This is a genomic window from Chryseobacterium sp. G0162 (assembly GCF_003815715.1).
Taxonomy (GTDB): Bacteria; Bacteroidota; Bacteroidia; order Flavobacteriales; family Weeksellaceae; genus Chryseobacterium.
Genome location: NZ_CP033922.1, coordinates 784089 through 806570, shown reverse-complemented (window position 1 = coordinate 806570; position 22482 = coordinate 784089). Strand labels below are relative to the sequence as shown.

Annotated in this window: 19 protein-coding genes; 13 read left to right on the top strand and 6 right to left on the bottom strand. The window is 35.9% G+C overall.

Annotation, left to right across the window (positions count from 1 at the left end; all coding sequences use genetic code 11):
- Positions 1 to 172 precede the first annotated feature (172 nt).
- Positions 173 to 874 carry a CoA transferase subunit A gene (locus tag EG344_RS03815; protein ID WP_123908390.1) on the top strand — a complete coding sequence of 234 codons (702 nt, stop codon included), beginning with the start codon at positions 173 to 175 and terminating at the stop codon, positions 872 to 874.
- A 497-nt stretch (positions 875 to 1371) separates the two neighbouring features.
- Here the strand turns inward: EG344_RS03815 and EG344_RS03810 are convergent, their stop codons facing one another.
- The gene (locus EG344_RS03810) at positions 1372 to 3174 is read right to left on the bottom strand and encodes an ABC transporter ATP-binding protein (protein WP_123908389.1); all 1803 of its coding nucleotides are present in this window, start codon (positions 3172 to 3174) and stop codon (positions 1372 to 1374) included.
- Between the two features lie 250 nt (positions 3175 to 3424).
- On the opposite strand from EG344_RS03810, the gene EG344_RS03805 reads away from it, so the two are divergent.
- Positions 3425 to 4078, top strand: a complete 654-nt coding sequence (locus EG344_RS03805) for a CoA transferase subunit B (protein ID WP_045494942.1) — start codon at positions 3425 to 3427, stop codon at positions 4076 to 4078.
- A 468-nt stretch (positions 4079 to 4546) separates the two neighbouring features.
- On the opposite strand, the gene EG344_RS03800 is transcribed toward EG344_RS03805, so the two are convergent.
- Positions 4547 to 5386, bottom strand: a complete 840-nt coding sequence (locus EG344_RS03800; protein ID WP_185145587.1) for a DUF4197 domain-containing protein — start codon at positions 5384 to 5386, stop codon at positions 4547 to 4549.
- A 309-nt stretch (positions 5387 to 5695) separates the two neighbouring features.
- Here EG344_RS03800 and EG344_RS03795 point away from each other — a divergent pair, with 309 nt between their 5' ends.
- The 6 genes from EG344_RS03795 to EG344_RS03770 all read left to right on the top strand — a co-directional run bounded on the left by EG344_RS03795 (position 5696) and on the right by EG344_RS03770 (position 12147).
- On the top strand, positions 5696 to 7960 hold the full coding sequence (locus tag EG344_RS03795; protein WP_123908388.1) for a family 20 glycosylhydrolase: 2265 nt from the start codon (positions 5696 to 5698) through the stop codon (positions 7958 to 7960).
- Positions 7961 to 7979: 19 nt separating this feature from the next.
- On the top strand, positions 7980 to 8606 hold the full coding sequence (locus EG344_RS03790) for a Crp/Fnr family transcriptional regulator (protein ID WP_123908387.1): 627 nt from the start codon (positions 7980 to 7982) through the stop codon (positions 8604 to 8606).
- Positions 8607 to 8762: 156 nt separating this feature from the next.
- Positions 8763 to 9557, top strand: coding sequence for a sulfite exporter TauE/SafE family protein (locus EG344_RS03785; protein WP_123908386.1), 795 nt, complete (start codon positions 8763 to 8765; stop codon positions 9555 to 9557).
- Between the two features lie 85 nt (positions 9558 to 9642).
- The gene (locus EG344_RS03780; RefSeq protein ID WP_123908385.1) at positions 9643 to 11055 is read left to right on the top strand and encodes an MBL fold metallo-hydrolase; all 1413 of its coding nucleotides are present in this window, start codon (positions 9643 to 9645) and stop codon (positions 11053 to 11055) included.
- 15 nt (positions 11056 to 11070) lie between these two features.
- Entirely contained in the window at positions 11071 to 11634 is a 564-nt protein-coding gene (locus tag EG344_RS03775) for a YeeE/YedE family protein (RefSeq protein ID WP_123908384.1), read from the top strand.
- 24 nt (positions 11635 to 11658) lie between these two features.
- Positions 11659 to 12147 (top strand): YeeE/YedE family protein, encoded by a 489-nt coding sequence (locus EG344_RS03770; RefSeq protein WP_123908383.1) that lies wholly within the window; start codon positions 11659 to 11661, stop codon positions 12145 to 12147.
- A 65-nt stretch (positions 12148 to 12212) separates the two neighbouring features.
- Here EG344_RS03770 and EG344_RS03765 read toward each other — a convergent pair whose 3' ends face one another.
- The 4 genes from EG344_RS03765 to EG344_RS03750 all read right to left on the bottom strand — a co-directional run bounded on the left by EG344_RS03765 (position 12213) and on the right by EG344_RS03750 (position 15958).
- Complete coding sequence (locus EG344_RS03765) at positions 12213 to 13613, bottom strand: TolC family protein (protein ID WP_123908382.1); 1401 nt, start codon at positions 13611 to 13613, stop codon at positions 12213 to 12215.
- A 1-nt stretch (position 13614) separates the two neighbouring features.
- On the bottom strand, positions 13615 to 14772 hold the full coding sequence (locus EG344_RS03760) for an HlyD family secretion protein (RefSeq protein ID WP_123908381.1): 1158 nt from the start codon (positions 14770 to 14772) through the stop codon (positions 13615 to 13617).
- Positions 14773 to 14777: 5 nt separating this feature from the next.
- Positions 14778 to 15137: a DUF3302 domain-containing protein gene (locus tag EG344_RS03755; RefSeq protein ID WP_123908380.1), complete on the bottom strand. Its 360-nt coding sequence runs from the start codon at positions 15135 to 15137 to the stop codon at positions 14778 to 14780.
- A 215-nt stretch (positions 15138 to 15352) separates the two neighbouring features.
- Complete coding sequence (locus tag EG344_RS03750; protein WP_123908379.1) at positions 15353 to 15958, bottom strand: Crp/Fnr family transcriptional regulator; 606 nt, start codon at positions 15956 to 15958, stop codon at positions 15353 to 15355.
- A 108-nt stretch (positions 15959 to 16066) separates the two neighbouring features.
- Between EG344_RS03750 and EG344_RS03745 the strand changes: the two genes are divergently transcribed.
- From EG344_RS03745 to EG344_RS03725, 5 genes are all read left to right on the top strand, one after another.
- A complete protein-coding gene (locus EG344_RS03745; RefSeq protein WP_123908378.1) occupies positions 16067 to 17062 on the top strand; it encodes an isoaspartyl peptidase/L-asparaginase family protein in 996 nt (331 codons plus the stop codon).
- 155 nt (positions 17063 to 17217) lie between these two features.
- Complete coding sequence (locus EG344_RS03740) at positions 17218 to 17784, top strand: hypothetical protein (protein ID WP_123908377.1); 567 nt, start codon at positions 17218 to 17220, stop codon at positions 17782 to 17784.
- A 15-nt stretch (positions 17785 to 17799) separates the two neighbouring features.
- Complete coding sequence (locus tag EG344_RS03735) at positions 17800 to 18462, top strand: copper homeostasis protein CutC (protein ID WP_123908376.1); 663 nt, start codon at positions 17800 to 17802, stop codon at positions 18460 to 18462.
- A gap of 993 nt (positions 18463 to 19455) precedes the next feature.
- Positions 19456 to 19842: a GxxExxY protein gene (locus tag EG344_RS03730; RefSeq protein WP_123908375.1), complete on the top strand. Its 387-nt coding sequence runs from the start codon at positions 19456 to 19458 to the stop codon at positions 19840 to 19842.
- A complete protein-coding gene (locus tag EG344_RS03725) occupies positions 19835 to 22315 on the top strand; it encodes a beta-mannosidase (RefSeq protein WP_123908374.1) in 2481 nt (826 codons plus the stop codon). Before EG344_RS03730 ends, EG344_RS03725 begins: the two co-directional genes overlap by 8 nt.
- Positions 22316 to 22482 lie beyond the last annotated feature (167 nt).

Here is a 22482-nt window from a genome sequence, read left to right as displayed (position 1 = left end):
TATATAAAAAAAATGAACCGATTTGTTCACTTTTGGCTGTAAATGTTTGATAATTATATTTTTAATACAAAAAATGGCTAGTCAGGATGGGATAGGGATTAGGAACTTTTTCCAATCATCGCAGATACGATATTTTTTATTAAATTTAGCCAACAGAAAAATCTAATATTTCATGATAGATAAAAGAGTAAAAAATGCAAAGGAGGCCATCGAAGGAATTAAAGATGGAATGACACTGATGCTGGGCGGATTTGGACTTTGCGGAATTCCTGAAAATTCAATTAATGCCTTAGTGGAAAGTAATGTGAAAGATCTTACCTGCATTTCAAACAATGCCGGGGTAGATGACTTTGGGCTGGGATTATTGCTTCATAAAAGACAAATCAAGAAAATGATCTCTTCTTATGTTGGGGAAAATGCTGAATTTGAAAGACAAATGCTTTCAGGAGAGCTGGAGGTTGAACTTACTCCACAGGGAACTTTAGCAGAAAAATGCAGAGCAGCACAGGCCGGAATTCCTGCTTTCTATACTCCTGCAGGTTATGGAACTGAAGTAGCGGAAGGAAAAGAAGTAAAAGAATTCAAAGGAAAACCACATATTTTAGAACATGCTTTTGATGCAGATTTCTCTATTGTAAAAGCATGGAAAGGAGATTACGCAGGAAACCTTATTTTCAAAGGATCTGCCAGAAACTTCAACCATCCGATGGCTGGTGCTGGAAAAATTACCATTGCTGAGGTAGAAGAATTAGTAGAACCGGGAGAATTAGATCCTAATGAGATTCATATTCCGGGTATTATGATTCAGAGAATTTTTCAGGGAGAAAAATTTGAAAAGAGAATTGAACAAAGAACCGTTAGAGCTAAAGAATAATTTCTGAAGAGATACGATTGACAATATAAAAGGCGCTGAATGTATTTTCAGCGCTTTCTTTATTGAGTAAACTTAACTTTTTTTAGTGTCTTTTTGTTGTGCTGTCATTCTGAATATAGGCTGAAGGTCTGCGAACGTAGTTCAAACACGGAATGAAGAATCTCTTTTTTTAAGCGTGTGAATATACATCCAGCTTCATAGGCGACTTGTCGCTTCTCTTTTGCTTCCTTAAAATAAAGCAGGAGAATCATTAGAACTTTGCGTTTAAGCTTATTCTCACAATTTTAATGACTAATAAGACATAATTTTGTTCTCTGTCATTCTGGATGAAGCGATGTGGAATGAAGAATCTCAAGATAAAAGTTTCTCGCAGATCTCACAGATCCCGCAGATTTTTAAACGCCACGAATGCACGAATTCTTTTTTATTCGTGCATTCTTGGCAAAATATAATACAGCTTAATCAGCGACTTTATCACCATCTTTACTCATTTATTTCTAAGATTGTGGAACAGTTGTTTTCCTTTCTCCAATCTGTTGTCTCCACATCGCATAATAAAGACCTTTTTCAGCAATCAGATGATCGTGAGAACCGGTTTCTACAATTTGTCCACGTTCCAGGACATAGATTTTGTCTGCATGCATAATGGTACTCAATCGGTGGGCAATCAGAACCGTAATTTGTTCTCTTTCCTCTGAAATATCTTTTATGGTAGAAGTAATTTCTTCCTCAGTAATACTGTCCAAAGCGGAAGTGGCTTCATCGAAAATCAATAAATGAGGTTTTCTTAAAAGGGCTCTCGCAATAGCAATTCTTTGTTTTTCACCACCACTCAGTTTCAATCCACCTTCACCAATAACGGTTTCTATTCCTTTCTCAGCTCTTTCTAACAAGGCAGTACAGCTCGATTTCTGTAAAGCAATGGCAAGTTCCTGTTCTGTAGCATGGGGATTCACGAAGAGAAGGTTTTCTTTGATGGTTCCAGCGAAAAGCTGGGTATCCTGAGTGACAAAGCCAATCTGATTTCTCAGTTCATCAAAATCAAATTCCTTTCCATTAATCTCATTGTAAAAAATATTCCCTTCCTGTGGCCTGTAAAGACCAACTAGTAGTTTTACCAATGTACTTTTTCCTGATCCGCTTGGGCCCACAAAAGCAATCGTTTCTCCATTTTTAACATCAAAAGAAATATTATTCAATGCTTTATATTGAGCCGACTGATGTTTGAAAGAGACATGTTTGAATTCCAGTTCTTCAATAGCACCAATCTGCTTGGGATGAAGTGGTTTTTCTTCCACATCTTTTTTCATTAAACGATCGAAATTCTGAAGAGAAGCCTCTGCCTCCCTGTAAGAGATAATGATGTTTCCTATCTCTTGCATAGGGCCAAAAATAAAGAACCCATAAAACATCAGCGAAAGGTATTGCCCCGGAGTCACAATATTTTTAAAGATCAGATACAAAAGCGTCAGGGTAATCATCTGTTGAAGAAAATTAACCATTGTTCCCTGAATAAAACTCAAAGAACGGATGCTTTTTACCTTTCTCAGTTCAAGTCCTAAAATCTTATACGTATTGTTATTCAAACGGATAACTTCCTGATTTGTCAACCCTAAACTCTTAACAATTTCTATATTTCTAAGACTTTCTGTAGTACTCCCGGCTAATGCTGTCGTCTCTGAAACAATATTTTTTTGAATGCCTTTTATTCTCTTACTCAATAAATTAGTAATGAAAGCAATCAGAAAAATTCCACAAATGTACACCGGCATGATCGACCAGTGCAGACGGATAGCATACACCGAAACGAAAATAATACTTACTAAAATCCCAAAGAAAATATTGATGAAATTGGTGATAAACTTGACAGAATCCTCTCTTACTTTAGTTAAAATTGATAAGGTTTCACCACTTCTTTGGTCTTCAAACTCCTGATAAGGCAATGCCATTGAATGTTTTAGACCATCTGTAAAGATCTTAGCCCCAAATTTCTGAGTAATGACACTCACTACATAATCCTGAAAAGCCTTAGCAATTCTACTTACCATGGCAGTTCCGATAAGTAAACCTAAAAAGTAGAAAGCACCATGATACACTGAATTCCCATAAAGGTATTCATCTATATTTCTGGGTAAAAGTTTTTCCTTGTCGAAAAAATTAGGATGAGTGACCAACTGGTCCAGTATATTCCCTGTAATTGCAGGAGCAAATAAAGAGAAAACCTGGTTAATGGTTGCCAGAAGCAAAGAAATAACAATCAGCCATTGATAAGGTTTAAGGTATCTTAAAAGTATTTTCATTCTGTTAAATAAGGATACAAAATTAATGATATTATTTTTACTAACGATGTTAATTATTAATGACAAACATCTGTTGTTGAGGAAGATTTGAAACTGGATGCCGGAAGGCATAAAATATATAAGTAACTGTATTTCTTTTCTGGCTCAAATTAACCTTCAGCTTCCTTCTTTCAACTTCCAGCCTCCTTATCCACAGAAATCCCTTTTGTATTCGGTTGAAAATAATTAAATTGCAGTCTAAGTTTTAATTATGCTTACAAAAGAACAAATTGCCAAAAGAATTTCAAAAGAACTGAGAGATCGTTATTATGTAAACCTGGGAATCGGAATTCCGACTTTGGTTGCCAACTATGTTCCGGAGGGTATTTCCGTAGAATTCCAGAGTGAAAACGGAGTTCTTGGGATGGGGCCTTTCCCCTTTGAAGGAGAAGAAGATGCAGATATCATCAATGCCGGAAAACAAACCATTACTATTTTAGAAGGAGGTTCATTCTTCGATTCTGCCTTTAGTTTTGGGATGATCCGCGGTCAGAAAGTAGATCTTACCATCCTTGGAGCGATGGAAGTTTCAGAGAACGGAGATATTGCCAACTGGAAGATTCCGGGAAAAATGGTAAAAGGAATGGGAGGAGCAATGGATTTAGTAGCTTCTGCTGAAAATATTATCGTTGCCATGATGCACGTAAATAAAGCTGGAGAAAGTAAGATCCTTAAAAAATGTACACTTCCTTTGACAGGTGTAAACTGTGTGAAAAAAGTAGTGACTGAATTAGCCGTATTGGAAGTGACTCCAAAAGGGTTCAAACTGCTGGAGAGAGCCCCGGGCGTTTCAGTAGAAGATATTATCAAAGCAACAGAAGCAGACCTTATCATTGAAGGTGAAATTCCTGAAATGCAATTCTAAATACAATACAAACCTTGCCCACCGCAAGGTTTTTTATTTCAATTTCCATAATATTCCAGAAATAAAAGAGAATTTGAATCAGGAATTTTTCTGTCATTCTGAATGAAGCAATGCGGAATGAAGAATCTCTTAAAACTACATTTTTATCTCGCAGATTTTGGAGATTACGCAGATTTTTAATCGTCACGAACGCACGAATAAACTTAATTCTATGTGACTATGTGGTGAAAAAATTAAACCACATAGGTTTCACATAAGCTTGTTTTTTAACTGACATAGGAGCTTGGAGCGTTAAAAAAATAATTTCTGTGAACGTTAAGAAAATTTTTAGAGAACAGAATTTATTTTTAGCGTAGAAATCCAAGTCTTGAATTTTTGTTTCTTTTGTTTCAAGACAAAAGAAATTAAAGCATAAAAAAGGTTGTTTCACAAAAGAAACAACCTTTTTAGTATTTAGAGTTACCTTCTCTATCTGTTAGCATCCTGCGCTCCGAAAACCTTCTGCAAAATGCTTGTAGTTCTCATAGCTGGTGTATTTCTGATTCCGCTTTCCTTATCCGCAACCATTTTGAATACTCCATTGATGGTTTCTGTGGTCACATATTCGTTAAGATCAGTGGTTACAGCTTGTCCTGTAAAGGTGTTGTATTTTGAAATCAAATTCTTCCAAACTGCATCAGCACCCACTTTTCCTAAAGAAGCTTTTACTTTCGGTTGGAAAGCGGTAAATAACTGAGATTGGGTTTTGCCTTGTAAGTAACTTGTTGCGGCATTATTACTTCCTAACAAAATATTTTTAGCATCTGTAATGGTCATAGAAGTAATGGCATTCGTAAAAATAGGTGCCGCTTCTGTTACAGCATCTTCAGCTGCTCTGTTTAATAACTTTACCCCTTCATCCGCCAGACTGCCTAGACCTACAGAACGCAGCGTTGCATCCACCTTTCTTAATTTTTCAGGCATTAAGATTTTTACCGCCTCATTTTTCAGAAAACCGTCTGTTAATGCCAGTTTCTTTACCCCATCTGTGACTCCGATACTTAAAGCTTCCTTTAATCCGGAAGAAATCTGTGTTGAAGTAAGATTTCCAACATTAAGAGGAGATGTTTTAGTTGAAGTAGAAGTGGGAATCGTGGTAGTGGTGTTCGTATTTGTCGTTGTAGCGGTTGTGGAACCTTTGGGAGCCTGTGGATTATTGATATCAATTCCTGTTTTGTCTTTAACTGTTGATTTTAGAATATCAAGAAGTTGTGCCTGTGTAGAAATTGAAAGGAATAATCCAGCTGCTATAAAAATGCTTTTTCTCATTGTATTTTTTTACAAATTTAGATGTTTAATCTTTTAAGTGACGTAAGCTTATCAAAAAATAAACCACAATTTTTTTTGATTAAAAAAAAGAGGTTTTTATTAATGTAAATGTTTGATTTTTAAATTTATAGAAAGTTAAATAATTATTGTGTATTAATTGAGTTATTTACGGGGACAATAGGTTTTTTAAGTTAGTTTTTATCATTTTTCAGGCAGTTAAATCCCGGTTTTTAGGGCTAAAATATAGAATGTGAACCATTTGAAAGTTTTGAAAAATAAGTATATTAGCTAAAACTTTAACCCCATCCAATGGTCCGAACCTTTTTAGTATTTTTTGTGTTGATTTCAAACCTGCTATTTGCTCAAAATAAATTGAATGTTATTCCTTACCCTCAGAAAATTGAATTTTTAAAAGGAGAATTCATCATTCCTAAAACTTTTAAATTTGAAGACAATACTCCAAAACCGGAAACGGAATACTTCAAAAAACACTTTGCAAAGCTTTTCACTTTTGGTTATGGAAAAAAAGATGGAGCTAATTTGGTAAGGGTATTGTTTCCGCCATCGTTGGTTCCTTTAACTCCTGAGCAGGAAAAAGAAAAATATGCCATTGAAGTTTCACCCAGAGGCTTTGCCATTCAGGCCTATACAGATCAAGGCTATTTCCTGGCACTTCAGACTATCATTCAAATCATTGAACAATATAAAGAAGTAGGAAAAATTCCTGCTATGAAAATAGAGGATCAACCAAAATTTGCATGGCGTGGAATGCATCTTGATGTCTGCCGTCACTTCTTTACAGTAGATGAGGTAAAACAATACATTGACTATCTGGCAATGTATAAGCTGAATACTTTTCACTGGCATTTAACCGATGACCAAGGATGGAGAATTGAAATCAAAAAATACCCAAAACTTACACAGGTTGGTTCCAAACGTAAAGAATCAATGATTGGAGCTTATGTGGATAATACATTTGATGGAAAGCCTTATGGTCCCTATTTTTATACTCAGGAACAGATCAAAGATGTGGTGAAATATGCTCAGGAAAGACATATAACAGTAGTTCCGGAGATTGAAATGCCTGGTCATGCTTTAGCTGCCTTATCAGCATATCCGGAATTAGCCTGTACCAAAGGACCTTTTGAAGCTGCTACAAAATGGGGCGTCTTTGATGATGTTTTCTGCCCTAAAGACGAAACATTTAAGTTTCTCGAAAACGTGTTAGATGAGGTTATCAAGTTGTTTCCATCTCAGTATATTCATATCGGAGGAGATGAATGTCCTAAAACAAGATGGAAAGAATGTGCCCATTGCCAGGAATTAATCAAAAAGAATAATTTAAAGGATGAGCATGGATTGCAAAGTTATTTCATTCAGAGAATTGAAAAATACATCAACAGTAAAGGACGAAAAATTATAGGTTGGGATGAAATACTGGAAGGTGGATTGGCTCCTAATGCAGCGGTAATGAGCTGGACAGGTGTACATGGAGGAATTGAGGCTGCAAAATCAAAACATTTTGCTGTGATGACACCGGGAGCATACTGTTATTTTGACCATTATCAGGGAGATCCACAGTCTGAACCTAATGCATTCGGTGGATTTACACCATTGGATAAAGTGTATTCATATAACCCGATTCCTGCTGAGTTAAATGCTGAACAGTCTCAATATATTTTAGGGGTTCAGGCTAATTTGTGGACAGAATATATTCTGGATTTCAAACAGGTGCAGTACATGATTTTTCCAAGGTTGATGGCGCTTTCTGAAGTGGGATGGGGAACTTCAGACCCCAAAAATTATAAAAACTTTGAAAACAGAGTCATCAGCCATTTCAAAATTCTGGACAACATGAATATTAATTATGCTAAAAGTATTTATAATATTTCAGGAAAAGTAATTCCATCAAACAACGGGATTGCCTACGAACTTTCTACTTCACAAAATCCAAACGGTATCAGATATACATTGGACGGAAGTATTCCAACAATACATTCTAAAGTCTATGAAGGTCCTGTTTCCATACCCAACTCTTTGACTGTAAAATCTGCTTATTTTGAAGACGGACAATTGAAAAGTGCTGTTTCTTCACAACCATTTACGGTGTCAAAATCAACAGGTAAATCAATTACCCTTGAGCAGCAGCCTAGTGAAAATTACTCATTCGGTGGAGCTTTTACTCTGTTAGACGGAATTATCGGAAATGTAAAACAATTAGGTAAAACATGGCTGGGTTTCCAGGGAAAAGATGTAGTAGCCACCATTGATTTCGGGCAGAAAACCGATTTTTCAGAAATCTATTTTAATACACTGGAAAACAAAGGAAGCTGGATTCATCTTGCAAAGTCTGCTAAAATTTTTGTTTCTGATAACAATAAAGATTTTAAAATCATCAAAGAAATAGGAAAGGAGGAAATTCAAAATGCCAAAGGAAAGATACAATTGAATTTCGGAAAACAACAGGCGAGATACCTGAAAGTGATTATTGAAAATGCAGGCATTATTCCAGCCGGAAATCCTGGGGCTGATTCAAAAGCGTGGCTGTTTGTTGATGAAATTGGCGTAAATTAGCCCTATTCAATATAACAAAATGCAAGATAACATACTTTCTTCTGAATTCTCCTCTTCACCTGATCTGGTAGAAAAACTATACCAGTATGGCATTACCAAAAACTACCGTGAAGGAGACATTATTTTAGACGAAAATGCATCTGTACGTTCTATTCCCATAGTGATGAAAGGAATGCTGAAAGTGATCCGGACGGAAGAAGATGGACGTGAAATTCTGCTATATTATATCAAAGCAGGCGAGAGCTGTATCATGTCTTTCCTGGGCGGAATGCATAATGAAAAAAGCATTGTAAAAGCAGAGATAGAAGAAGAAGCCGAAATCCTTTTCCTTCCTGTAGATAAAGTTTCATCATTCATTAAAGAACATCCGGAATGGCTGGATTATATTTTCAGGCTTTATCATAAACGGTTCGAAGAATTACTCGATATTATCAATGCCATTGCCTTTAAAAAAGTAGATGAAAGACTGTTGAATCTTCTCCGGAAAAAATCTGAGCTTACAGGTTCTGATAGGATTGTAATTACCCATGAACAGCTTGCCAACGAATTGGGAACTGCCAGAGTAGTAGTATCAAGACTTCTGAAACAACTTGAAGATGACGGAAGACTAAAGCTGGGAAGAAACAAAATTACCCTTCTTGTATAACTACAAAAAGCACAAAAGTGTTATAAAAATAAACTTGTGTGTTTAGAACAAACAGATAAATATTAACGGTATCTGTATTCAAAATTCTGTTATGTAACAAAAGTAACTGTAGTTCTCCCCAAACAACTCCATTTTTGCATCAGAATATTGGAGCAAATGGAAATTATAGGGTATGCGGCATCTGTTTTAATCGGTGTCTCTTTAGGTTTAATTGGTGGAGGCGGAAGTATTCTGACCGTTCCTGTACTAGTATATCTTTTCGGAATCGATGCCTTACTGGCTACAGAATACTCTCTTTTTATTGTGGGAGTGAGTAGTGCGGTAGGTTCAATCACGTATTTTAAAAAAGGGCTGGTCAACTTTAGAGTAGCTTTGATATTTGGAATTCCTTCTGTTATTTCCATTTTTTTAACCAGAATTTATCTTCTTCCTCTAATTCCGGAAGAACTTCTCAGTATAAAAGATTGGAGACTAACCAAAAACATTTTTCTACTGTTAATTTTTGCCGTTTTGATGATTCTGGCTTCTTATAAAATGATTAAGAATCAGGCTTCCGGAGAAATGGATGATAATGAATTGAATAAAAATAAAGCTTTGCTGGCTGCCGGCGAAGGAATGTTAGTCGGTATTTTAACCGGACTGCTAGGTGCAGGAGGAGGATTTATGATTATTCCGGCATTGGTGAATCTACTGAAAGTTCCCGTGAAAACAGCAATAGGAACTTCATTGGTTATTATTTCTCTAAATTCTTTGATAGGATTTTTTTCATCCATGAATAACGCAAAAATAGAATGGGATTTCCTTGTTTCCATCGCAGGTATTGCTATTGTTGGAATTATCATTGGCTCACAAATTTCAAAAAATGTTGATGGAAAAAAATTAAAACCTGCTTTTGGATGGTTTATTCTGGTAATGGGTGTTTATATAATCACCAGGGAAATATTTCTTTAAACCTTTCTTATGTAACAAAAGTAGCTGTAGAGGAGAATAGAAACCAGGAAATTTGTATCTGAAAACAAAATCTAAAATAAATAAGATGAAAATAGAACAAATGTATACAGGATGTTTGGCGCAGGGAGCTTATTATATTACTTCAGCCGGAGAAGCTGCCATTATCGATCCTTTACGCGAAACCCAGCCTTATGTAGAAAGATTAGAAAAAGATGAGGTACAGTTAAAATATATTTTTGAAACCCATTTTCACGCTGATTTCGTTAGTGGACATATTGATTTAAGCAATAAAACAAATGCTCCAATTGTCTATGGGCCTACTGCAAATCCCGAATTTGAGGCTATTATTGCCGAAGACAATCAGGTATTTGAAGTTGGAGATGTTAAGATCAAAGTGATTCATACTCCAGGACATACCTTGGAGAGCTCTTGCTATCTGTTGATTGATGAACAAGGAAATGAGAAAGCTCTTTTCAGTGGAGATACCCTTTTTCTAGGTGATGTAGGCCGTCCCGATCTTGCCCAAAAAGCAGCAAATAGGACACCGCAAGAACTGGCAGGGCTACTGTATGATAGTTTATACCATAAAATATTACCTTTAAATGATAATATTACGGTCTATCCGGCTCATGGGGCAGGTTCGGCATGTGGTAAGAATATGCAGAAGGAAACTGTTGATACATTAGGGAACCAAAAAGAAACAAATTATGCGCTTAATCAGATCGATAGAGAAAGTTTTATTCAGGCGGTAACAGACGGGCTCTTCCCGCCACCAGCTTATTTTGGAATGAATGTTATGATGAATAAAAAAGGATCCCATAGCTTTGATGAAGTTTTGTCGAAAGGATTAAAAGCTCTTACCACTCAAAGGTTTGAAGAAGTAGCCGAAGCTTCCGGGGCTTTGATACTGGATGTGAGAAACAATGGTGAATTTTCTAAAGGATTTATCCCGCAATCTGTCAATATAGGATTAGATGGTGATTTTGCTCCATGGGTAGGGGCATTGATTGCAGATGTAAATCAACCTATTCTGTTAGTAACAAAACAGGGAGATGAAGAAGAAGCTGTAACCAGATTAAGCAGGGTGGGGTTTGATCATGTTCTGGGCTTTTTACAAGGCGGCTTTGAAGCATGGAAGAATCATGGAAAAGAAACTGATACTGTGAACCGTATTTCTGCTGAAGAGTTTGAAAAAGAAATTGAAGGCAAAGAAGTAAAAATTATTGATGTAAGGAAAGAAAGTGAATATGCAGCCGAACATGTGAATGAAGCTTACAGCAAACCTTTGATGTATATTAATGAATGGATTAATGAGGTTCGGCCAGAGGAGCATTTCTATCTGCATTGTGCCGGAGGATATAGAAGCATGATGGCAGCCAGTATCCTTCAGGCTAGAGGATATAGAAATTTTACAGAAATTGAAGGGGGCTTTAAAGCGATTGCTGCTACTGAAGTTTCCAAAAGTGATTTTTTGTGTCAAACTAAAGTTTTAAAATAAAATAATACAATAGATATGTTGGAGATTATAAAAGAGCCGTGGCCATGGTATATTGCAGGCCCGTTAATTGGGCTTACCGTTCCTGCCTTACTGATAATGGGTAATAAATCCTTTGGGATCAGTTCCTCATTAAGGCATATTTGTGCAGCTTGTATACCGGCTAACGTCAACTTTTTTAAATATGACTGGAAAAAAGAAGCCTGGAACCTGTTTTTTGTACTAGGAATATTCTTCGGAGGAATGATTGCAAATAATTTTTTAATGAATCCATCTGAAATGAGTGTTAATCCCGGTCTGAAAACTGAATTAGCACGCTACGGAATTACAGATTATACCAATCTTGTCCCGTCTCAGTTAATGAATTTTGAAAGTCTTTTGACCCTAAGAGGATTCATCATGATGGTAATAGGAGGATTTCTAGTAGGTTTTGGAACCCGATATGCCGGTGGATGTACCAGTGGTCATGCTATTATGGGACTTTCCAATCTGCAATGGCCCTCTTTGGTAGCGACTATTTGCTTTATGATTGGTGGATTTTTAATGGCCAATCTTATTTTACCAATAATCCTAGCCCTGTAAGTTTAATTTTTAAGAATCAAATCAATGATAAAAGAACAAGAGCAAAATATGAGTCATCAGGATACTCTTTGCGTCAATGAAAGTACATTAAAGCATCCGTGGTATTACCACTTAAAATATTTGGCAGCGGGAATTATATTTGGAATTATTTTCGTGAAGGCTGAAGTCATCAGTTGGTTCAGAATTCAGGAAATGTTCCGCCTGCAATCATTTCATATGTATGGAATTATTGGAAGTGCTGTTTTAGTGGGAATGCTTTCAGTGTGGCTGATTAAGAGATTCAATATCAAAACAATGTACGGAGAACCCATTACATTTACCTCTAAAAAATTCAATAAAGGTCAGATTTATGGAGGATTGATCTTTGGTTTTGGCTGGGCGATTACCGGAGCTTGCCCAGGGCCGCTTTTTGCCCAGATCGGAACAGGAGCCTTGGCAGTATCTGTTACTCTTTTAAGTGCTGTTGCCGGAACCTGGGTGTATGGGTATTTCAGAGATAAACTTCCCCATTAAAGCTAAAGGAATAAAATGAATAAAGACTGGTGATAATATTTCAACAGTCTTTATTGAGTATAAAATTATGAAAATATGAAGTTCTTGGCACCCAGAGCCATATAAAGGTTGATGCGTTCCATTTTGTCCTGAAGCTCAAGATTGATGAGGTTCATTTCATTTTTAAGAAGATCCCGTTGTTTCCGGATCAGGATAAAACTGTTATTGGTTCCTACCTTAATTTGCTTTTGGGTAAGGTTTATATTAGTGTTCAGCTCATTGATGGCTTTTCGGCTGAAATCACTTTGTTTTTCAATAGAGTTCAGATTGGCTAATGATGATTCCACTTCGTTTAACGCATTTAGAACTGCTTTTGAATACTCTTCAACAATCTGTTTTTGCTGAGAAGTTTTTATTTCTACATTCTTTTTAAGTTTTCCATTATTGAAAATAGGAGAGACCAATCCACCACCCACTCTTAATAATGGGTTCGAGAATAAAGAGTTGATCGCTTCTACATTACTTCCCGCGGTTCCTAAAGAAGTATTTATATTAAGAGAAGGAAGCCTTGCTGCTTTAGCCTGCTGTACTTCGTAAAAAGATTTTTCTATCTGAAAATGATAAGCCTGAATATCAGATCTGTTTTCCAAAAGCTCTAATGGAAAAGTCGAAGGAATGTTGTTCTGTACAGGAATGAAAAAATTCTGTGTTTCCAGTTTTCCTTCAGGATATTTTCCGGTTAAAAGCTCAAGAGATCTTCTGGACTGTGTGTTGGCATTTCTGATTTTTTCAAGATATCCTTCCAAAGAAATAATTTCGGCAGCAATATTAGATAGATCCAACGCATTGGCTGTTCCTACTTTCTTCTGAATAGTATACAGCTTTTCAAGTTCTTTGGTTTTCTGAATATAACCTTCAATCTTATTCTCCTGAATATTCCCTGCAATATTAAGATAATATGCTTTGGCAATCATGGCAGCAATTGACTGGTATAGGAGTGTATTCTGATGTTTGGCAGAGAAATAATCACTCGTACTGGCCATTTGCGCAGATTTATTTTTACCCCATAAATCAATTTCCCAATTGGCCTTCAATGCAAGACGGCGGATCTGACTTTCGCTCACCAGATTATTAGAGGTATTAGCTACAGCACTCACACTTGGATAAAGATTACTTCCCGCAATTTCCATTGCCAGCTCAATCTGATTGAGCTTTTCTTTAGCAATGATGATGTCAGCATTATATTGCATTCCTTCATTGATAAAAGTTTCCAGCTGAGGAGTCTTAAGATCTGTAATCCAGTCATAAGAAAGTGATCTTATGTTGGCATTTCGGTCAAAAATCCAGTCATCCGGAATCGTAATAGGAGACGCTATTTCACTATTTTTCTTCAACTGGGCAATATTTTCTTTGGTAGGTTCTTTGTAGCCAATGCATGAACTAAGTCCCAAAGAAAGCATTCCCAGTATCATTAATCTTTTATACATATTAGTGAAGTTTAAGGATCAGGAAGTTGATTTTACTGTTGATTCGTACCATTACTTTTCGGATAAGATGTAAAGGTTTGATATGGTCCGAATAGATCACCGCAGTTCCTCTGGCACCCACAGTCAATTGTTTTTGATGGTCTTCCAGTATAAATTTGGCAATGAGTTTTCCGTCTGTTTCCGGCAGTTGTCTGGCAGTATCAGGAAGACCTGCAGTAGAGCCATTTCCACCCAGCATTCCTCCGGCATTATTCATAATTCCCTGGCTGGTAGCATCAATAACGTATTCTAGTTTGGCTTTAACCACCTTTCCCGGTTCCGTTTTAAGAGCCAGCTCTACTTCATCACCGTTTTTTACCGCTTCAAGTTCATTCTGTGCAAAGAATCCGATAACAGATTGTTGTTTCTGGATCAAAACAAAAGCAGATTTAAATGGAGCCATAATTGCTCCTTCATTAAGCTGAACATTCGGGATGGTTCCATCTGTAGGAGCTAAAACAACAGTTTGAGACAGATTCCATTTTGCCTGATCCAGTTTTGCCTGAATCTCAGATACTGAAGAGTTTTCTCCATTGTAAGAAGCATTAGATTTTGTTTCCAAAGATTGTTGTTGTGCTTGAGCTGCACTGATTCGCGACTGAAGATCATTTACGTTGGTTATTGCCTGTTCCAGATCAAATCTGTTAGCAGCGCCTGCATCCACAAGTTCCTTATATTGATTCACTCTCTTATTAGCTAAATCCAACTGTGATTGTAATCCTGCAATATTTTTTTGGGAAGCAGAAATATCTGTATTGTAAGAGCTCACGGTAGCTTTCATATTGCTGAGTTTCGCTTCCAGCGATTTAATTTCCTGTACATAGGGCTCTCTGTCTAATACAAATAAAGTATCCCCTTTCTTTACTTCCTGATTGGTTTTTACGTATACCTTTTTTACCTTTCCCAGCACCTGAGTAGTAATATCAACACTTCTGTTCCCGACCTTCACGTCAGAAGTAATGGGACAATAGTAGTTGAGGCTTAATATTAAAGCGATAGATCCAAAAATGGGAAGAGAGTATACCACAACCTGAGTGGTAAATGTCCAGGGAATTAATTTTAACTTTTTAATGAGAAGCCAGCAGATTCCGGCATATATCGCAATGAGTAATTCTAGCATGTTGGTTAATTTTCAATTGTGTTAATTTCTTCAGGTTCAGTAGTCTCCGAATCTTTTTTTTGTTCATTCTGATTGGTGTAATCATAATTCGCCCAGATTAAGGCAATCGGCCATAAAAGGCCTCCAAAAACAAGGGAAAGGAGGCACATACTTTTTATGGCGTTGAGCTGAGGATGATTCTTTTTTTCGGCTACTTTCTCCGGATAAATGTGAACTTTCCAGAAAAGGTAGATCCCGGCAAAAGGTAAAACAAGTAAGATGAGCCAGGATGCACCATCAGCTATATGATCTTCTATGCCGCCTGTAGATGCCTGAACAAAATTGCATGAAAGTAACAGGCAGAGAAGTATGGATATTCTTTGCATAATATAATTGTATAAGGTAGAATGAAATGTAAAACAAGATGGTAACCGAAACATTAATCAATGTCAGTTGGTTAACTTAAAGTCCTAATAATATTTCTATAATAGATAGTGTTTTGTAAATGATATTTTTCTCATTTTTGCTTTTAATAATTTGTGTAACAGTATTTTGAGTAAGCAAAAATAGATCGAATAAAGTGAGAAAAAGTATTCCTAAGTTATTTTTTTCTTTCGTTTCTTTTTTTATGAACCCTTGCAGTCATCCTTGAAAGCGAATTGGGAGTGATGCCCAGAAAATTAGCAATATACTTTCTATTGGCGTTTTGAGAAGTGAAAGGACGGGTTTCCAGAAAGTCTTCATATCGTGAATGAGGAGAGGTGGAGCAAAGCTGCTCGGTGCGTACCTTTAAAGTGTTAATGATCTGTTTTAAAGATTTCAGATACGCGTTATAAATTCCTCTGTGCTGGAATGCCAATTCTTCAAATTCAGTTTTGTTAAATAAAAAGATCTGAGATTCTATAACAGCTTCAATCGTATATTTTCTTTCACTTTTTTCCGAAAATGATTCCGGACTCTCCATAATAGCAGCTTCTTTTTCTGAAGGTAAAAAAAGATTAGTTTCAATACCATTTTCATCATCAAAGAAAAATCTCAGTAATCCGTTGGAAAGAATAAATAACTGATTAAAAGACTGTCCCGGTTCTGCCAGTATTTCTTTTTTTCGAAGAAGTTTGGGCGTACTGATGCTTACCAAAACATTAATTTCCTCATCAGATAAATCCTGAAAGAAAATAATATTCCTGAAAGTTTTAAACGCATCCATTACAGCAGTAAAGATAGCTAAAAATAGTATATCAATATTCGTTAAGCGAGACTAAGGATTTCAGAGAAGTTTTTTTTAGATTTGTTCATACTATAATTTTGATATACAATGAATAATAACCGAAGAAGTTTTATCAAAAAACTGGGAATCGCTACAGCAGCACTGGCTGTAAATCCATTGGATCTAATGGCGAAAGAATTACCTGAAAACAATACCGTTGCCAATAAACCTATCGTTCTTTCAACCTGGAATTTTGGGATCAAAGCCAATGAAGAAGCCTGGACAATCCTTGGAAAAGGAGGAAAAGCTCTGGATGCGGTTGAAAAAGGAGTCCGACTGGTAGAATTAGATCCTAAAGAAAGAAGTGTTGGGTACGGTGGACGCCCAGACAGAGATGGCAGGGTAACATTGGATGCCTGTATCATGGATGATAATTACAATATCGGTTCAGTGGCTTGTCTGGAACATATTAAAAATCCTATTTCCGTAGCAAGAGGGGTAATGGAAAAGACACCTCACGTCATGTTGGTAGGAGACGGAGCATTACAATTTGCCCTTTCACAGGGCTTCAAAAAAGAAAACCTTCTTACGGAAGAATCCGAAAAAGAATGGAAAGAATGGTTGAAAACAAGTAAATATAAACCTATTGCTAATATTGAAAATCATGATACCATAGGAATGATTGCTCTTGATGCGCAAGGAAACCTTTCAGGAGCTTGTACAACCAGTGGAATGGCTTTCAAAATGCATGGAAGAGTAGGAGATTCCCCTATTATCGGAGCAGGGTTATTTGTAGATAATGAAGTGGGAGCTGCAACAGCAACCGGACATGGGGAAGAAGTGATCAGAACAGTAGGAACACATCTTGTGGTAGAATTGATGAGACAGGGAAGAAGTCCACAACAGGCTTGTAAAGAAGCGGTAGATAGAATTGTAAAGATCAACCAGAGAAGAAATAAAAACCTTAAAGATATTCAGGTAGGCTTTATCGCTATCAATAAAAAAGGAGAATATGGTGCCTATTGCATCCAGGATGGATTTAATTTCGCAGTATATGACCAGAAAGGCAATCGCCTGGAAACACCTGAGTTTGCAGTGAAATAATACACAATTTTTCTATGGCCACGAATGCACTAATGAATTATTCTTGTATTCATGGTTAAGAAAGCAGGAAATCTTTAATTTACCTGTATCTGCATATAAACCAATACATATAAACTAAATATAAGCGGCATTGCCAAAAAATAGACCAATAGAATATGAAAAGAACGATCATCGCTTCATTATTTTTAATAATAGGATGTAAAGAAGAAAAGAAAGAAGCAATTGCAACCCAACCAGAACCTGAAGTGAAAGAAAAAGTGGTACTGCATACGAAGGCTCAAACTAATGAAGCAGAAGAAGCGAAAAAATGGCTGGAAAAAAGTATTGAAGAGTACTTTAAGTCAGATCTTGGTAACCTGGATAAGAATATGCAGAAAATAACCACCAAAGAGTATTACGATTATAAAGGTGATGCGATGAGTGTTGATATGGATGTAGATGGAAGTCTTACAGAAAAAGAATTCAATGACAAATGGAAAGGGAAGTTCGATACTAAAAAGGCGGGCATAGGAGTTGGATTCTTAATCGCAGGCCAGGATTGGGATAAAGTGCAGGTAACAAAATGCCAGTTGATCTCTGAAAATGATAACAGCTACTTGTTTGATGTTGTTCTTAATGATAAAGCATTAAAAGCTATATATCCTGTAAAAGTTAAAGTTAGAAAAGATAAGGATTCTTTTTTGATAGCCGATGTACTGCAAGATATTCCCGAATTTAATTAAAAGATAAAAAAGACGATGTCAAAAATAGAAATAGCATGTTTTAATCCTGAATCAGCAATGATTGCTTTTGAAAATGGAGCTGATAGAATAGAACTTTGTTCAGGATTAAGTGAAGGAGGAACAACTCCCGATTTTGAATCTACAAAAAAATTAAGAGAGAAAATAAATATTCCAATCTTTGTGATGATCCGTCCCAGAGGAGGTGATTTTACTTATTCGGATAATGAATTTGAGCAGATGAAGACCGACTTAACCGCATTGAAATCATTGAATATTGATGGTTTCGTATTCGGTATTCTGGATGAAAATGATGAGGTGAATAAGGCACAGAATAAAGCTTTGATTGAATTGGCTTCACCACTTCCTTGTACATTCCATCGGGCCTTCGACAGGGCAAAAGGCCTGGAAGAATCTTTGGAAAAAGTCATTGAATGTGGTTTTACAACCATTCTCACATCAGGGCAGAAGCCTAATGTTTCAGAAGGAAAAGAAAACCTGAAAAAATTAGTTACCCTTTCCAATGGAAGAATTGAAATTCTTGTAGGCGGTGGTCTTCGTTCCTCAAATATTGAGGAGATAAGACAAGCTACAAAAGCCGGTTACTTCCACTCTTCAGCGATTACTGATGGAGGATCTTTTGCTAATCCTGATGAGGTGATTGCTTTGAAGAATAAATAATCACTAAATATCTAATTTGTCATTCTGAGCATAGCGAAGAATCTGGATTCCTCCGTCCCTCGGAATGACAAAACTACTATTAGTTTTTTGGGAGATTATTTTTTGAAAAGTAGATAATATTGAAAATATATTTAAACGCAAAGTTTTATCTAATAGTGTATTATGTTTTAAGGAAGCAAAGTAAGGCGGCAAAGCCGCTAAATAAGCAGATGGATAATATCCGCTTCATCATAATCGATTGCAAATCGATTCCCTCTTAGCCCACTTAAAAGGAATACGTACGCAAAATAAAACTTTGCGTTTAAAAAAATATACAAACACAAATGACCGAGAATAAATTATTTTACAAAATAATAGGAGCAGCTATAGAGGTTCCTAAGAAATAAGATGTAGGATTATTAGAAAATGTATATAAATAGCCTACTATAAGAGGAAGTTTATTTGAAAAGTATACGATATTAGAATTAATTTAGACGCAAAGTTTTATCTAATAGTGTATTATGTTTTAAGGAAGTAAAGTAAGGCGGCAAAGCCGCTAAATAAGCAGATAGATAACATCCGCTTCATCATAATCGATTGCAAATCGATTCTTTCTTAGCTCCCTTAAAGATAATGCGTACTGTAAATAAAAACTTTGCGTTTAAAAAAATATACAAACACAAATGACCGAGAATAAATTATCTTACAAAATAATAGGAGCAGCTATAGAGGTTCCTAAGAAATAAGATGTAGGATTATTAGAAAATGTACATAAATAGCCTACTATAAGAGGAAGTTTATTTGAAAAGTATACGATATTAGAATTAATTTAGACGCAAAGTCTTATTAATATATTTTTAAGGAAGCAAAGTAAGGCGACAAAGTCGCTAAATAAGCAGATAGATAACATCCGCTTCATCATAATCGATTGCAAATCGATTCTTTCTTAGCTCCCTTAAAGATAATGCGTACGCAAAATAAAAACTTTGCGTTTAAAAAAATATACAAACACAAATGACCGAAAACGAATTATCTTACAAAATAATAGGCGCCGCTATAGAAGTCCATAAAAACTTAGGTGTTGGGCTACTAGAAAACGCTTATGAAACAGCATTAGCTTACGAATTAAGAACCTTAGGTTTTAATGTTAAACAACAAGTTGCTTTATCACTTCAATACAAGGAAATCTCGATAGAAAATGCATATAAAATTGATTTGATTGTAGAAGATAAAGTAATCATCGAAGTTAAGGCTGTCTTGGAACTGCATCCTATTTTCAATGCTCAGGTGTTGACTTATTTAAAACAAACTAATATAAAACTCGGACTTCTTATTAATTTCAATAGTGAACTTATTAAACACGGAATCCATAGAATTGTAAACAAAATCATTGATGCGTAAAACTTTACTTTTTGCTTTCCTTTTTATTCAGAATATTCTTTTTGCTCAGTATTCGGAAAGAAGCCTGTCCTCTGAAAACTGGCAGTTCAAAAATTCAAAAGATAAAAACTGGTTTCCGGCTAAGGTTCCAGGAACTGTTCATCTGGATCTGATGGCGAATAAGCTTATTCCGGATCCTTTCAAGGATGAAAATGAAAAGAAGGTTCAATGGGTAGAAAATGAAGATTGGGATTATCAGACTAATTTTGATATATCATTCAAGGATTTTGATTACGACAATATTGATCTTGTTTTTAACGGATTAGATACATTTTCTGACATTTATCTTAATGGGAAACTACTGAAGAAAACAGATAATATGTTCAGGATTTGGGAGATTCCAGTGAAAGAATATTTGAAGCAGGGAACAAATCTGTTACAGGTAAAGTTTAAATCTGCGGTCAATGAAGGAAAAGAACGGGCAAAAAAGGTTCCGTTTACCATGCCGGAATCGCCACGAAGCTTTGTAAGAAAAGCACAATATCAGTTTGGCTGGGATTGGGGTCCAAGATTAGTAACAGCAGGAATCTGGAAGGATGTAAAACTGGAGTTTTGGAGAAACGCAAAAGTTAATCATATTCAGGTTGAGCAAAAGTCACTTACTGATTCATTGGCTCAGGTATCATTTAATATGAACATTTTCGCTGAAGAAGAGGGGGAGTACTTTACGTGGTTTAACTTAAATAGAGGAATGCATAAATTTCATCTTAATAAAGGTTTTAATACAATTAGACTTCCTTATAATATCAAAAATCCGAAGAGATGGGAGCCTAATGGAAGAGGAAAGCCTACTGTATATACTACAAAGATTTCCTTATACAAGAAAGGAGGGCGAATTATTAGAGATATCAATGTTACGTATGGTTTGAGAGATATTGAACTTATTCAGGAGAAAGATGAAAAGGGTAAATCTTTTTATTTTAAAGTTAATGGAAACCCATTATACATCAAAGGAACAAACTGGATACCTGCAGACAGTTTCTCTCCAAGGATTACGAAGGAAAAATATCAAAAATTAATTAAGGCTGCCAAAGAAGCCAATATGAATATGATCCGGATCTGGGGCGGTGGGATCTATGAAGATGAAGAATTCTACAAAGCCTGTGATGAAAACGGAATTTTGGTGTGGCAGGATTTTATGTTTGCAGGAAGTTTTTATCCGGCAGATAATGAATTTCTGGAGAATGTAAAAGAAGAAGTGAAAGATCAGGTCAACAGACTGCAAAACCATCCATCCATTGCCTTATGGTGTGGAAATAATGAAATTGATGAAGCGATTGTCAATTGGGGATATCAGAAACAGTTTAAATACTCAAAAGCAGATTCTTTGCAGGTCTGGAAAGATTATAAAAAGCTGTTTCATGAAGTTATTCCTAATACATTGAAACAAAGCCTTACGCCGGATAAAAATCTGTATTGGCCAAGCTCACCATCTATCGGATGGGGACATAAAGAAAGCCTTACAGAAGGAGACTCTCATTATTGGGGTGTTTGGTGGGGTGAACAGCCTTTCGAAATGTATCATGAAAAAGTAGGCCGCTTTATGTCTGAATATGGTTTTCAGGGAATGCCAACTTTAGCTACCACAAAGTCAATGTTTTCAGGAGTTGCTGATCTGGACTTACAAAATCCCACTATTAAAGCCCATGAAAAACATGCAAGAGGCTGGGAGATTATTAATAAATATATGGGACGGGACTATGCAATACCCACAGGTTTTGTGAAGTATAATTATGTATCCCAACTGCTACAGGCGAGAGGAATGCAGATTGCAATAGAAGCTCATCGTAGAGCAAAACCTTATAATATGGGAACATTGTACTGGCAGCTTAATGACTGCTGGCCGGTAGTTTCATGGTCGTCCATTGATTATTTAGGAAATTGGAAGGCTTTTCACTATCAGACAAAAAGAAGTTTTGAGCCTGTACTGATTTCTGTTGCTGAAAATAGTAAAGCTTATGAAATCTATCTGATTAGTGATGTATTGAAAGAGATAAAAGCTGATATAAAATTTGAGCTCATTGATTTTGAAGGAAAACAGCTATGGAAATCTAATATTAATAAAGAGTTGAAAGCTGATGTGAGTGAGAAAATTTTGAGTATTAACAAAGCTGATCTGGCAAAATTTGATGTATCGAAAGCTGTTTTGAAAATAAGTTTAGATAGTGAAGATGTGAAATTTGAAAAGCTTTTCTTTCCTGCTAAACCTAAAGATTTGAAACTCTCAAAACCTAATATCACCATTAAAAAAATATCGCCAACAGAAATTGAAGTATCAACAGATGTTTTGGCAAAGGACGTATACCTGATCGGAGATACTCATTTCAGTGATAACTTCTTTGATCTGTTACCTGTGACATCAAAAAGAATTACCCTTTCGAAATCTTTGGATAAGGTTGAGGTGATGAGTTTGTTTGAAATTTTTGAAAATTAATGAAGAAGTTATTTAACAGTACCAAAACGTTATGGGTTTCAAAAACCTATAACGTTTAGAAAAACTAAGCTATTTATCTAATTAATGTTGTTTTCAATCGAACTCTTACTCAAAAAAATATAAATTTTCCTATTCCCAACTCAGAAATCAGCCGTAACTTTGCAGCA

What these genes read in the sequence shown, in the direction of transcription:
- EG344_RS03815 (WP_123908390.1), top strand. Translation starts at nt 173, where the DNA reads ATGATAGATAAAAGAGTAAAAAATGCAAAGGAGGCCATCGAAGGAATT.
- EG344_RS03810 (WP_123908389.1), bottom strand. Translation starts at nt 3,174, where the DNA reads ATGAAAATACTTTTAAGATACCTTAAACCTTATCAATGGCTGATTGTT.
- EG344_RS03805 (WP_045494942.1), top strand. Translation starts at nt 3,425, where the DNA reads ATGCTTACAAAAGAACAAATTGCCAAAAGAATTTCAAAAGAACTGAGA.
- EG344_RS03800 (WP_185145587.1), bottom strand. Translation starts at nt 5,386, where the DNA reads ATGAGAAAAAGCATTTTTATAGCAGCTGGATTATTCCTTTCAATTTCT.
- EG344_RS03795 (WP_123908388.1), top strand. Translation starts at nt 5,696, where the DNA reads ATGGTCCGAACCTTTTTAGTATTTTTTGTGTTGATTTCAAACCTGCTA.
- EG344_RS03790 (WP_123908387.1), top strand. Translation starts at nt 7,980, where the DNA reads ATGCAAGATAACATACTTTCTTCTGAATTCTCCTCTTCACCTGATCTG.
- EG344_RS03785 (WP_123908386.1), top strand. Translation starts at nt 8,763, where the DNA reads ATGGAAATTATAGGGTATGCGGCATCTGTTTTAATCGGTGTCTCTTTA.
- EG344_RS03780 (WP_123908385.1), top strand. Translation starts at nt 9,643, where the DNA reads ATGAAAATAGAACAAATGTATACAGGATGTTTGGCGCAGGGAGCTTAT.
- EG344_RS03775 (WP_123908384.1), top strand. Translation starts at nt 11,071, where the DNA reads ATGTTGGAGATTATAAAAGAGCCGTGGCCATGGTATATTGCAGGCCCG.
- EG344_RS03770 (WP_123908383.1), top strand. Translation starts at nt 11,659, where the DNA reads ATGATAAAAGAACAAGAGCAAAATATGAGTCATCAGGATACTCTTTGC.
- EG344_RS03765 (WP_123908382.1), bottom strand. Translation starts at nt 13,613, where the DNA reads ATGTATAAAAGATTAATGATACTGGGAATGCTTTCTTTGGGACTTAGT.
- EG344_RS03760 (WP_123908381.1), bottom strand. Translation starts at nt 14,772, where the DNA reads ATGCTAGAATTACTCATTGCGATATATGCCGGAATCTGCTGGCTTCTC.
- EG344_RS03755 (WP_123908380.1), bottom strand. Translation starts at nt 15,137, where the DNA reads ATGCAAAGAATATCCATACTTCTCTGCCTGTTACTTTCATGCAATTTT.
- EG344_RS03750 (WP_123908379.1), bottom strand. Translation starts at nt 15,958, where the DNA reads ATGGATGCGTTTAAAACTTTCAGGAATATTATTTTCTTTCAGGATTTA.
- EG344_RS03745 (WP_123908378.1), top strand. Translation starts at nt 16,067, where the DNA reads ATGAATAATAACCGAAGAAGTTTTATCAAAAAACTGGGAATCGCTACA.
- EG344_RS03740 (WP_123908377.1), top strand. Translation starts at nt 17,218, where the DNA reads ATGAAAAGAACGATCATCGCTTCATTATTTTTAATAATAGGATGTAAA.
- EG344_RS03735 (WP_123908376.1), top strand. Translation starts at nt 17,800, where the DNA reads ATGTCAAAAATAGAAATAGCATGTTTTAATCCTGAATCAGCAATGATT.
- EG344_RS03730 (WP_123908375.1), top strand. Translation starts at nt 19,456, where the DNA reads ATGACCGAAAACGAATTATCTTACAAAATAATAGGCGCCGCTATAGAA.
- EG344_RS03725 (WP_123908374.1), top strand. Translation starts at nt 19,835, where the DNA reads ATGCGTAAAACTTTACTTTTTGCTTTCCTTTTTATTCAGAATATTCTT.